We start from the raw sequence: 12202 nt of genomic DNA, 5'->3' as shown, positions 1-12202 counted from the left end.
AACAAAAATGCTATGCTTTAGCTTGTATTCGTAGTGCCGAACCGAAACCTACCAACAAACAACATGGGGGCACGGGAAACCGTTGCAGAGCAGGTTGACCGCGCCCCAACATCAGAGTTAAGAAACAACGGAGTAATTCATGGCTGATCCTAAGATGCGTTTCCTGGTTGTTGACGATTTTTCGACGATGCGACGCATCGTCAAAAATCTGCTGAAAGAACTGGGTTACGGCAATGTCGACGAGGCGGAAGACGGTGTCCAGGCACTGGCGAAGCTGCGCAGCGAACAGTTCGATTTCGTCGTGTCGGACTGGAACATGCCGAACATGGACGGTCTGACCATGCTGCAGAACATTCGTGCCGATCCCTCGCTGGCCAAGCTGCCGGTGCTGATGGTGACCGCCGAAGCCAAGAAGGAAAACATCATCGCGGCGGCGCAAGCGGGCGCCAACGGCTACGTCGTGAAGCCGTTCACCGCGGCCACGCTGGACGAAAAACTGAACAAGATTTTCGAAAAGATGGAAAAGGCCGCGTAAATGACCGAGTACACTGCCGACTCGACCTCGCCCGACGAGGTCCTGAGCCGGATCGGACATATGACCCGCGCGCTGCACGAAAGCCTGCGCGGGCTCGGCCTGGACAAGTTGATCGAAAAGGCGGCCAGCGACATCCCCGATGCGCGCGACCGCCTCGATTACGTGGTCCGGCTGTCCGAACAATCGGCCAAGCGTGTACTGGACGCGACCGATGCGGCCAATCCGCTGCAGGACGGCATCGACGACCGTGCCGCGGAATTGAGCCGTTCCTGGCAGGCCTTGCTGGCTGCGCCGGGCAATGCCGACGGCGCATGGCGCGAACTGGCCGAGCGTACCGTGGCCAGCCTGGCCGAATCGCGCAGCGCGGCCGTCGCCACCAAAGGACATTTGATGGACATCATGATGGCCCAGGACTTCCAGGACCTGACCGGCCAGGTGATCTCCCGTATCACGGGCATCGCCCAGAACCTGGAAAAACAGCTGGTACAAGTCCTCGTCGATTTCGCCCCGAGCGAGATCAAGCGCGAGCTCGACAATGGCTTGCTGAATGGTCCGCAGATCAATCCCGAAGGCAATAGCGAAGTCGTGGCCGATCAGGGCCAGGTCGACGACTTGCTGGACAGCCTCGGTTTCTGATCCCGCCGCGACGGCCGTTGCCGTCGGCGCCATTCGTTTCACCTTGGGATCGTTACAAACATGCACCAGACTAATTTCATCGTCCGCGAACCCCTGCTCGATCCCAAGCAGCGCGTGATAGGGTATGAACTCTGCTGGCAACAGCGCGATGGCCAGGTCGTCGCCGACGCCGACCTCGAAAGCCTCGTCGCGTTCGTGGCCGAACACATGGTCGACGACGAGCAGGCCTGGCTGCTGCGCGACAAGATGCTGTTCCTGGACGCCGTGCCGGCCATGCTGTCGCTGGACGCGCTCCACGCGCTGCCGCCGGAACGCACCGTGCTGTCGCTGCGCGTGCGCGACCTCGCCAATACCGACACCCGCGCCGCCGTGCAGGCCTTGCGCGCCGGCGGGGTCGGCATCTCGATCCGCGGCGCCGACCTGGCGCTGCTGGGCAAGAATCTGTCGCCGTTCGCTTCCTATGCCGAAGTGCGCTTCACGGGCGCCGACGTGGCGTCCCAGGCGCGCGCGTATGCGCTGGCCAAGCAGTCGGCGCTGCGCCTGGTCGGGCGGCCGGTGGCAACATGGCAGGATTTCGACGCCTGCGCCGCGCTGGGCCTGGACGCCTTCGTCGGCAAGCTGCACCTGACGCCCCGGCCGGGCAACCCCGTCAAGGGCATGAATCCGGCCCAGGCCATCATCCTGCAACTGATGCAGATGGTGCAGAACAACGAGGACGTGCCCAAGATCGAGGCCGTGCTCAAGCGCGATCCGGCATTGATCTACAAGCTGCTGCGCTTCATCAATTCGGCCGGTTTCGGATCGGGGCGCGAGATCCAGTCGCTGCGCCAGGCGATCGCCATGCTGGGCTATGCGCCGCTGTACCGCTGGCTCGTCCTGTTGCTGGCCACCGCCAGCGCGAGCGGCTATTCGCCCGTGCTGATGGAAACGGCCGTCGTGCGCGCGCGCCTGTGCGAACTGCTGGGCCAGACGCACCTGGCCCGCGGCGAGGGCGAACACTTGTTCGTGGCCGGCATGTTCTCGCTGCTGGATCGCCTGCTGGGGCTGCCGATGAAGGACGTGCTGGACACGATCCAGTTGCCGGAACAGGTCGTCCAGGCCCTGCTGGGACGGGAAGGCACGTATGGCCCCTATCTGGCGCTGGCGGAGGCGTGCGAGCTGAATTCGGACCTCGTCGCGTCGCTGGCGGCGGCGGTCGAGATCAGCCCGCACGACGTCAACAAGGCGCACCTGTCGGCGCTGGCGTGGGCGCAGAACGTGGCGGTGTGAACCGCGGCGCGGCCTACCTGCGCTTCTGCATCTTGTCGACGGCCCGTTCCAGCGTCTGACGCATCTGCATCGAGATATTCGAGATGCGGCATCCCACCTGCACCTGCTGGCCCAGCAGGAAGGTGCGGAACGGCCGCAGCAGGCGCACTTCGAGGTCGGCCGACACGACGAGCGATGTGCCCAGTTCCAACAGCACGCCCTCCAGTTTCTTGCCCACGTACAGCTCGAGCGCCTGCTCCGGCGTCGCGCGCAGGCCGACGCCGCCGCGCGAGAAATCGTACAACGGCATCTCGAACACCTTGCCCATCATTGCGAAGCGGGCGCCGTAGTTCATGCCCAACGGCGACTCGAGGCGGGGCTCGGCGCGCCGGTTCAGCACGAAACAGGCCGCCGGCAGCGGGAATTGCAGCAGGTCCGGACGATCGGGAACGGCGGCCGGCGCCGTGTCCAGCTCGAACTGGATCTTGGCATTGGTGCCCAGCGGCGCGACGAATACCGTCGCGTCCCGCAGCGATGCCCCATGTTCGACGAGGTCCAGCGTGAAGACCTGGTTTTCCGGATCGACGCTGTCGATGCGCGCCATGACGGCGTCCTGGCCGCGCGGGTAGACGGTCACGGGCTCGCCGGTGAGGGCGAGCGTCGTCAACGCGTCGCCGATGTCGAACGGGTCGCGCATTTCGTGGGCGCCGGCATTCTGGTGGATCCGGTCGACGGCGTCCGCCGGTTTGGGCGGACCCTTGCGCATGAGCGGCACTGAGAGGTCGGTCAAGACACTACTCCTTCTCTGTACGTGGGCTGGGTAAAAGCCCTTTCCCCGAGTCTAACAAGAAGAGTTGCCAATTCCTACAGCATATTTGCAACAATGGAACTTTTAGAGTCAGATTTCAAGATTATCGATCAGGCGCGTCGACCCCAGCTTGGCCGCGGTCAGGACGACGAGCGGTGCGCCCGCCTCGTATTCTTCGCGGCTCGGCGGCTGCAGGTTCATGCGCTTGCGGATGGACACATAGTCCGGTTGCCAGCCGTGTTCCCGCAGGCGTTCCATCGCGTCACGTTCCAGCACGGCCAGGTCGGCATGGCCCGCACGGGTCTGCTCGGCCACGTACTGCAGGGTCTGGTACAGGAAAGGCGCTTCCGCCCGTTCCGCGCTGCTCAGGTAGCCGTTGCGCGACGACAGGGCCAGGCCATCCTCGGCGCGGAACGTCTCGGCGCCGATGATTTCCGTCGGCAGCGCGAACTGGCGTGCCATATTGCGGACGATCATCAACTGCTGGTAATCCTTCTTGCCGAACACGGCCACGCGCGGCTGCACGCACGAGAACAGCTTCGTCACGACGGTGCACACGCCGTTGAAGAAGCCGGGGCGGAACTCGCCTTCCAGGATATTGCCCAGGTCATCGGGCGGCTGCACGCGGTATTCCTGCGGTTCCGGATACAGGTCTTTCTCGGTCGGCGCGAACAGCACGTAGACGCCTTCCTTTTCCAGCTTGGCGACGTCCGCCTCGAACGTGCGCGGGTATTTGTCGAAGTCCTCGTTCGGGCCGAACTGCAGGCGGTTGACGAAGATCGACGCGACGACCGGGTCGCCGTGGCGGCGCGCCAGGCGCATCAGCGACAGATGGCCCTCGTGCAGATTGCCCATGGTCGGCACGAAGGCGGTGCGCAGTTGTCCGCGCAGCTGGTCGCGCAGTTCGTCGATGGTGGAAATGATTTTCATGGTGTCTGTTGCTGTAAGAGCATTATGCCGGGGAATAGGCGAGACGCACGTAGATGGGGGCGAAAGGCTCGGCCTGGGTAATTTCGATCAAGGTTTCCTTCGCCAGTTCGAGCATGGCGACGAAGTGCACGACGACGACGGGTACGCTGGCGTGTCCGCCGAACAGTTCCGAGAACTCGACGAAACGGGCCGACTGCAAGGTGCGCAGGATGGCCGACATGTGCTCGCGGACGGACAATTCCTCGCGGCCGATGCGGTGATGCTGGGTCAGCTTCGCGCGGCGCAGCACGTCCATCCACGCGCGCTGCAGGTCGTGCGGATCGACTTGCGGCCAGACCGGGCCCAGCGCCTGCTCGATGTGCAGCTGCGGGCGCACGAAGTCGCGGTCCAGCTGGGGCAGGGCGCCCAGCTGCTGGGCCGCGAGCTTGATCTGCTCATAGTCCAGCAGGCGCCGCACCAGTTCCGCGCGCGGGTCCTCGGCGTCCTCGACGAGCGTGTCCGCGCGCTTGGGCAGCAGCATGCGCGACTTGATCTCGATCAGCATCGCCGCCATCAACAAGTATTCCGCCGCCAGTTCCAGGTTGCTCTTGCGGATCTGTTCGACGTATTCCAGGTACTGCAAGGTGACCTGGGCCAACGGAATGTCGAGGATGTTGAAGTTCTGCTTGCGGATCAGGTACAGCAGCAGGTCGAGCGGCCCCTCGAACGCGTCGAGAAACACCTCGAGCGCATCCGGCGGAATGTACAGGTCGGTGGGCAGGTGCAGCAGCGGTTCGCCGTACAGGCGCGCGATGGCACCCTCGGCGTGGACCGCGGCCGCATCGGCATCGGCCGTGGCGCCCCCGCTCGTGTCGGGATCGGCGCGCCCCTCGGGCGTCGCCTGCGCGGGCACCATCGTCGTCGGCCTCGGAATGGATCAGGTGGGGGTGGACCGGATCGCGTCAGACCTTGGTCTGGTACGGGTAGGCCTGCTGGCGCAGCCGCGATTCGTCGATGCGGCGCTGCTCGTCCAGCGAGAGCGGGGCCTTGTCCCACAGCAGGGCGCGGCCGGCCTGCTGGCGCTCTTCCATGCCCGGGGTCTTTTCCTTCAGTTGCTTGATGAACTTGGTGTGCTCGGATTCGTACTGGGTGTGTTTCATGGCTTTTCTAGGCAGGTCGTACAAAACGGCGGTCTCGTTTATCGAGAACCGCCGCATCATAAAAACAAGGAATGATACTGCGAGTCAGCGCTTATTGGTGCAGCGCATTGAGCTGGCGGGCGATGATGTCGTGGTTGAGCCACAGCACCGGGGCGATCTTCTCGGCCGCGCCGTGGAACATCAGCGGGCCGGCGCCTTCCAGCACGAGGGCCGACAGGTGGTCCGTGATCAACGCCTTCTTGTCCGTGTGCAGGCCGGTGATCTCCTCGGAGGTGCCGATCATCAGGTCGGCCAGTTCCGGCGTGTTGTCCATCGGCCAGGCCTCGAAGTTGCGGAACGACGTGCTGGTGGCGGTCTGCAGATAGGCTTCCAGCTTGTCCAGGACGGATTGCAGCGAGATGCCGTCGCCCAGCAGGCTCTGGCAGATGTCCCATTGCTCCTGCGCCCACTTAGTGCTTCCCCCTTCGCCACCTTCCTTCTTGAGGGCGAGCAGCAACGGGAACAAGGACAGTTCCACGCCGACGAAGATGTCGGACGAGTTCGTGCGGATTTCCGGGCAGTTGAACACGGTGGCCGCGACGCCCTGTGCCCAGGCGGCCGTGGCGATCGACTCCAGGCGCATCTTGGCATAGCCCTGCGTGTAGTTCGTGTAGGTCTGCCACACGTATTCGTCGCCGATCAGGATCTCGGTGCCGTGGTAGCCGTAGGCCGTGTAGCGCACCTGGCCGCCTTTCGATTCCACGCGCGCGCGGATGGCGGCCGACGCGTCGATCAGGTGCTTCAGCGTGTTGGCCGTGACTTCGTCGAAGTTCATCAGGATCAGCTTGCCGAGGTCGCTGTCCAGCAGGGCGCGCGAGGACATGAAGCGCTCGCCGCGGCCTTTGTAGATGCGGTTGGCAATGGCCAGGAAGGCCTTGATCTTGGGGATGCCGCCGGCCATCGTGTGCGCGAAGAACACGTTGGCGCCGTCCGGGACCAGTTTGTCGATCTCGGCCATGACGGCCTGGGCGGACGTCGTGAAGCGCTGCACGCCGACGGCGCGGCAGGCTTCGATCTTGGTCCAGTCCAGCTTGTCGTCTTGCCAGCTCTTGAGGGTAAGACCGGACAGCATCTCGGTCGGATTCTGTTCGCCCGGGGGCGCATCCATGTCGAAGCCGGCCATCAGCGGCACATTGATGATGCGGCCGCCGAGCTTCGCTTCCGCTTCGGCATGTTCTTCCGGCGTGAGGGCGCGCAGGGTGCCGTCCTCGTTGCGGCGGCCGACGGTGATGCCGAGGATCGTCATGCCGGCGGCGCGCGCCTCGTCGATCAGTCCGTTCACATAGCCACGGCCGAACAGTTCGCCGAACAGGACGAAGACGTCGCCTTGGCGGAACAGGTTCGCGTGGGGGATGTGCCTCAGGGCTTTGTATTCGGTCATATTTAGTCGCTACTACTCAAAGTTTTATTTTATGGGGTCAGAGCGCGAATTTGTCGTTTGTGCTCTGACCCCATCTGACTTCCGGGGTAGAGCACGAATGTCACGCTCGTGCTCCGACCCCAGCTAATTAAACGAGCGCATTATACTGCCACTGGAATGATGCCATCCCGGCAACGATCATCCGCGCCTTCAGCCCGACTCAGCGGATCCGCATCCCCGGCTGGGCGCCGCTCACCGGCTCCAGCAGGTACAGGCCCGGATTCGCTTTTTCATCTTTCGCGGACGCGCACAGGACCATGCCCTCCGACACGCCGAACTTCATCTTGCGCGGCGCCAGGTTGGCCACGAGCACCGTCAGCTTGCCGATCAATTGCTCAGGCTGGTAGGCCGACTTGATACCCGAGAACACATTACGATAACGGCCTTCGCCCACGTCCAGCGTGAGGCGCAGCAGCTTGCCCGCACCTTCGACGTGCTCACAATTGACGATCTTCGCCACGCGCAGGTCGATCCTGGTGAAGTCGTCGATGGAGATTTCCGGCGCCAATTCCTCGATGTCGGACGCTTGCGTCGCCGGCGCGGCCGCGGTGTCGGCGGCAGGGGCGGCGGGCGCGGCGGCAGCCTCGGCGGGCGCCGGCTTGTCGAACAGGTCCTCGATCATCTTGGCATCCACGCGCTGCATCAGGTGGCTGTAGGCGCCGATGGTGCTGCCCAGCAGCGGGGCGTAGACGCGCTCGCCCTGGGTGTCGTCCCACGAATACGCGTCGTCGCCGAGGAAGTCGCGCACGCGCGCGGCCACGTGCGGCAGCACCGGCGACAGCAGGATCGTCAGCTGGCGGAACAGGATCAGCGCCGCCGTGCACACGTCGTGCAGCTCGGCCGTCTTCGTCTCGTCCTTGGCCAGGATCCACGGCTTGTTCTCGTCGACGTAGCGGTTGGCGACGTCGGCCACTTCCATCACTTCGCGCAGGGCTTTGCCGAATTCGCGCGCTTCGAAGTTGGCGGCGATGTTGGCCTGGCGCTCACCGAGGTTGCCATTGACTTCGCCGTTCAGCGCGCGCGCGATCCAGCCCTTCGCGTCGTCGGACAGCGAAGAAGCCAGCTTGCCGTCGAAACGCTTGGCGATGAAGCCGGCGCAGCGGCTGGCGATGTTCACGTACTTGCCGATCAGGTCGCTGTTCACGCGCGCGACGAAGTCCTCGCCCGTGAAATCCAGGTCCTCGACCCGGGCGTTCAGCTTGAATGCCAGGTAGTAGCGCAGCCATTCCGGGTTCATGCCCAACTCCAGGTAGCGCAGCGGCGAGATGCCGGTGCCGCGCGACTTCGACATCTTTTCGTTGTTCACGGTCAGGTGGCCGTGGACATTGACCTTCAGCTTGTCGATGATCGGGTGGCCCGAGAAATTCAGCATCGCCGGCCAGAACAGGAGGTGGAACGATACGATGTCCTTCCCGATGAAGTGCACCTGCTCGGCCGACGGATCGTTCAGGAAGGCTTCGTAGTCGATGCCCTTCTTTTCGAAGTAATTCTTGAGGCTGGCCAGATAGCCGACCGGCGCGTCCAGCCACACGTAGAAGAATTTACCGGGCGCGTCCGGAATCGGGATGCCGAAATAGGGCGCGTCGCGCGAGATGTCCCAGTCGGCCAGCTTCTCGCCGTTCTCGCCCAGCCATTCGGACACCTTGTTGACCATCTCCGGCTGCAGGCGGCCCGGCGTGTTCAGCCACTCCTTGAGGAATTGGAAGCAGCGCGGGTCGGACAGCTTGAAGAAGTACTGTTCGGACGGCTTCAGGATCGGCGTCGACCCCGTGAACACGGAGTACGGATTGATCAGCTCGGTCGGCTGGTAGGCGGCGCCGCACACTTCGCAGTTGTCGCCGTACTGGTCTTTCGCGTGGCAGACCGGGCACTCGCCCTTGATGTTGCGGTCGGCCAGGAACATGCCTTTGGCCGTGTCGTAGAAGCGGTCCACGGTCTTCGTATAGATCAGGCCGTTGTCGCGCAGGCGGCGGTAGATGCTCTGCGACAGGTCGACGTTTTCCTGCGAATCCGTCGAATGCCAGTTGTCGAAGGCGATGTGGAAGCCGTCCAGGTATTGTGCGCGGCCGGCCGCGATCTTGGCGACGAACGCCTGCGGCGTCACGCCTTCCTTCTCGGCGGCGATCATGATCGGCGTGCCGTGCGTGTCGTCGGCGCCGACGAAGTGCACGACGCGCTGCTCGCCCGCGTCGCGCTGCATTCGCTGGAAGCGGACCCAGATGTCGGCCTGGATGTATTCCATCATGTGGCCGATGTGAAAGGCAGCGTTGGCGTAGGGCAGGGCGGTGGTGACGAACAGCTTGCGTGTCATGGTCGAAGGTCGAGGTTGTCCAGGAAAACAGGCATTTTACCAGCGGATGACCCTGCGCGCGCAGGGGTCTCCGGGCGGATTTGCCGGTCTGGCAACAGTCGACCCCCTGTTTTGCGCTAAACTTGCATATCACATCCGGAGAACCCAATGAGCATCACTGTAGATGACGTCAAGACGGCCCTGGCCGCTGTCGTCGATCCCAATACCAATAAAGATTTCGTATCCTCCAAGGCAGTCAGGAACATCCAGGTCGACGGCGGCAACGTCGCCCTCGACATCGAGCTCGGCTATCCGGCGCGGAGCCTGGAGGCGGGCATCCGCGCTTCGGTCGCGAATGCGGTGCGCGCATTGCCCGGCGTGAGCGACGTCCGGGTCAACGTCACGAGCAAGATCCTGTCGCATGCCGTGCAGCGCGGCCTGAAGGTGATGCCGAACGTGAAGAACATCATCGCCGTCGCATCCGGCAAGGGCGGCGTCGGCAAGTCGACGACGGCCGTGAACCTGGCGCTGGCCCTGGCGGCCGAGGGCGCCAAGGTCGGCCTGCTGGACGCCGACATCTACGGCCCGTCGCAGCCGATGATGCTGGGCGTCGCCGGCCGTCCGCAAAGCCTGGACGGCAAGACGATGGAGCCGCTGGAGAACCATGGCGTGCAGGTGTCGTCGATCGGCTTCCTGATCGACCCGGACGAGCCGATGGTGTGGCGCGGCCCGATGGTCACGCAAGCCCTGCAGCAGCTGCTGGAACAGACCAACTGGAAGGATATCGACTACCTCGTCGTCGACATGCCGCCGGGCACCGGCGACATCCAGCTCACCCTGGCGCAGAAGGTGCCGGTGACGGGCGCCGTGATCGTCACGACGCCGCAGGACATCGCCCTGCTGGACGCGCGCAAGGGCCTCAAGATGTTCGAGAAGGTCGGCATCCCGATCCTCGGCGTCGTGGAAAACATGAGCACCCACATCTGCTCGAACTGCGGCCACGTCGAGGCGATCTTCGGCGCAGGCGGCGGCGAAAAGATGTGCGCCGACTTCAACGTGGAATTCCTCGGCAAGCTGCCGCTGCAGCTGTCGATCCGCGAGCAGACGGATTCCGGCACGCCGACCGTCGTCGCGGAGCCGGACGGTGCCGTCGCCGCGATCTACAAGGACATCGCGCGCAAGGTGGCCGTCAAGGTGGCGGAGCAGGCCAAGGACATGTCGGCGAAGTTTCCGACGATCGTCGTCAAGAACGACTAGCATGGCGTTGACATCCAGTAGGGTGGGCACCCCTGTGCCCACCATGCGTTACTGCGGCGCATGCGTTTGGTGGGCGGGGGCCGCCCACCCTACGACTGAGATGACGTTTGATCAGATGGGGTCAGAGCCCCTGAAAAGAAAATTCGGGCTCTGACCCCATGAGGATTGAGCTTATCCGCGCCCGCCTGCGCGCGCTTGGCGCCCAGCCTTTGCACGAAGACCGTGTCCTGCGCGACTGGGTCCGCGTGATGGCCCACGACCGCGGCCGGCGCCGTCCCGACGATTTTCTCCCCAAGCCGGTCCGGGAAGCGCTGCCGCAGCTGGATGCCGAGCTGGATGCGCTCGCGCGCGTCCTCGGCACGCACCCGGCCGACGACGGCTCGGCCCGTTTGCTGGTCGGCCTCGCCGACGGCCAGACCGTCGAGTCCGTGCTGCTGCCGCGCGACGGCGTGTGCGTGTCGAGCCAGGTCGGCTGCGCGGTCGGCTGCCAGTTCTGCATGACGGGGCAAAGCGGCTTGATCCGCCAGGTGACGAGCGGCGAGATCGTCGCCCAGGTCGTGCTGGCGCGTCGCCTGCGGCCCGTGAAAAAAGTCGTGTTCATGGGCATGGGCGAGCCCGCGCACAATCTGGACAATGTGCTGGAAGCCATCGATCTGCTCGGCATCGAGGGCAATATTGCGCACAAGAACCTCGTGTTCTCGACGGTGGGCGATCCGCGCGTGTTCGAGCGCCTGCCCGCAGGGCGCGTGAAGCCGGCGCTGGCGTTGTCCCTGCACTCGACCAAGCCCGACTTGCGCGCGCGCCTGCTGCCGCGCGCGCCGCGCTTTGCCGCCGCCGAACTGGTCGACGCGGGCGAGCGCTACGCGCGCCTGACCGGCTATCCGATCCAGTACCAGTGGACCTTGCTGGACGGCGTCAACGACGGCCAGGACGAGCTGGATGCCCTCGTGGCCCTGTTGCGCGGCAAGTATGCCGTGCTGAATATGATCCCCTACAACACGAATCCCGGCCTCGCGTTCCGCCGCCCATCGTGGGACAAGGCGCGGGCGATCGCCGCCTGGCTGTTCGAGCGGGGCGTGCTGACCAAGCTGCGCGACTCGGCCGGGCAGGACGTCGACGGCGGCTGCGGCCAGTTGCGGGCGCGCGCGGCCGGCGAGCAGCTGGTCACGTTACGCCGCGCGGCCGCGTAAGGTCAGCGTCTCGACCACTTCCACCGCCGCGCTCGACATATACCAGTCGTTGACGACGAGCTGCAGCCTGTCCACGTGCATCGTCCCGAGCGGCATGTCGCGCAGCGCGGCCAGCGTTGCCGCGAGGGCCGCGGGATCCGTCGGCGGCGCGACGAAGCGCAGCAACGTCGAGTGCGCCGTGACGAGCCGGTAGCGCTGGTCCAGCATCCCGCCCAGGCCGCGCGCACCCAATGCGGCGCGCAGGCGCGCGCGCAGCCCTTCCAGCGCGCCGTCGCGCGGAAAACCGCGGGCCAGCACGGCGCCGCGCGAGATCGTGATGCCGTCGAAGTCGATGGCGAACGGCGGCAGGCCGTCCACCGCGGCGCGCACGGCCGCCGCGTAGTCCGCGCGCCGGGCCAGATGCGGCGCGGGGTCCTCGGTCACGGTGAACAGGGACAGGACCGTCACGTGCAGGTCGGCGCGCGGCTGGCGGTACTGCTGTGGGGCGGTGCCGGCCAGGCGTTCCTGCAGGCGCGCGAAGCCGTCCGCCAGCGCGGGGCCGGGGCGCGCGATCAAGGTCAGGCCGCGGCGCGGATCGAGGCCGCCGGCCAGGTGGCGGTCGCACTCGACGTCGCCTTGCGCAACGTGCGGCCAGGCGCGGTCCCACATGGCGTCGTAGTGGGCGCGCAGGGAAGACAGGGAAAAGTCGCTCATCGACGGGATTATCGCCG

General features: G+C 65.0%; 12 protein-coding genes. 5 read left to right on the top strand and 7 right to left on the bottom strand.

The window, feature by feature from the left end:
* Positions 1 to 139 precede the first annotated feature (139 nt).
* From cheY to ISF28_RS22405, 3 genes are read left to right on the top strand one after another with little or no spacing between them, the layout of a single operon-like run.
* Positions 140 to 535, top strand: coding sequence for a chemotaxis response regulator CheY (gene cheY, locus ISF28_RS22415; protein ID WP_198119381.1), 396 nt, complete (start codon positions 140 to 142; stop codon positions 533 to 535).
* Entirely contained in the window at positions 536 to 1171 is a 636-nt protein-coding gene (gene cheZ, locus ISF28_RS22410) for a protein phosphatase CheZ (protein WP_198119380.1), read from the top strand.
* A gap of 60 nt (positions 1172 to 1231) precedes the next feature.
* Complete coding sequence (locus ISF28_RS22405) at positions 1232 to 2440, top strand: EAL and HDOD domain-containing protein (RefSeq protein WP_198119379.1); 1209 nt, start codon at positions 1232 to 1234, stop codon at positions 2438 to 2440.
* A gap of 13 nt (positions 2441 to 2453) precedes the next feature.
* On the opposite strand, the gene ISF28_RS22400 is transcribed toward ISF28_RS22405, so the two are convergent.
* The 6 genes from ISF28_RS22400 to metG all read right to left on the bottom strand — a co-directional run bounded on the left by ISF28_RS22400 (position 2454) and on the right by metG (position 9066).
* Entirely contained in the window at positions 2454 to 3209 is a 756-nt protein-coding gene (locus tag ISF28_RS22400) for a PilZ domain-containing protein (RefSeq protein ID WP_229519286.1), read from the bottom strand.
* A gap of 108 nt (positions 3210 to 3317) precedes the next feature.
* The gene (gene panC, locus ISF28_RS22395; protein ID WP_198119378.1) at positions 3318 to 4157 is read right to left on the bottom strand and encodes a pantoate--beta-alanine ligase; all 840 of its coding nucleotides are present in this window, start codon (positions 4155 to 4157) and stop codon (positions 3318 to 3320) included.
* Between the two features lie 22 nt (positions 4158 to 4179).
* Positions 4180 to 5052, bottom strand: a complete 873-nt coding sequence (locus ISF28_RS22390; RefSeq protein WP_198119377.1) for a segregation and condensation protein A — start codon at positions 5050 to 5052, stop codon at positions 4180 to 4182.
* Between the two features lie 46 nt (positions 5053 to 5098).
* Positions 5099 to 5296: a DUF3460 family protein gene (locus ISF28_RS22385; protein WP_198119376.1), complete on the bottom strand. Its 198-nt coding sequence runs from the start codon at positions 5294 to 5296 to the stop codon at positions 5099 to 5101.
* A gap of 91 nt (positions 5297 to 5387) precedes the next feature.
* Positions 5388 to 6716, bottom strand: a complete 1329-nt coding sequence (locus ISF28_RS22380) for an enoyl ACP reductase FabMG family protein (RefSeq protein WP_198119375.1) — start codon at positions 6714 to 6716, stop codon at positions 5388 to 5390.
* 199 nt (positions 6717 to 6915) lie between these two features.
* Entirely contained in the window at positions 6916 to 9066 is a 2151-nt protein-coding gene (gene metG, locus ISF28_RS22375; RefSeq protein WP_198119374.1) for a methionine--tRNA ligase, read from the bottom strand.
* A 147-nt stretch (positions 9067 to 9213) separates the two neighbouring features.
* Here metG and apbC point away from each other — a divergent pair, with 147 nt between their 5' ends.
* Positions 9214 to 10302, top strand: a complete 1089-nt coding sequence (gene apbC, locus ISF28_RS22370) for an iron-sulfur cluster carrier protein ApbC (RefSeq protein ID WP_198119373.1) — start codon at positions 9214 to 9216, stop codon at positions 10300 to 10302.
* Positions 10303 to 10460: 158 nt separating this feature from the next.
* Positions 10461 to 11492: an RNA methyltransferase gene (locus ISF28_RS22365; RefSeq protein WP_198119372.1), complete on the top strand. Its 1032-nt coding sequence runs from the start codon at positions 10461 to 10463 to the stop codon at positions 11490 to 11492.
* Here ISF28_RS22365 and ISF28_RS22360 read toward each other — a convergent pair.
* Positions 11472 to 12185: a 2'-5' RNA ligase family protein gene (locus ISF28_RS22360; protein ID WP_198119371.1), complete on the bottom strand. Its 714-nt coding sequence runs from the start codon at positions 12183 to 12185 to the stop codon at positions 11472 to 11474. The genes ISF28_RS22365 and ISF28_RS22360 overlap by 21 nt on opposite strands.
* Positions 12186 to 12202 lie beyond the last annotated feature (17 nt).

It is taken from the genome of Massilia rhizosphaerae, from assembly GCF_016093545.1.
Lineage (GTDB): Bacteria > Pseudomonadota > Gammaproteobacteria > Burkholderiales > Burkholderiaceae_D > Telluria > Telluria rhizosphaerae.
This window is presented reverse-complemented; position numbering and strand designations above follow the sequence as displayed.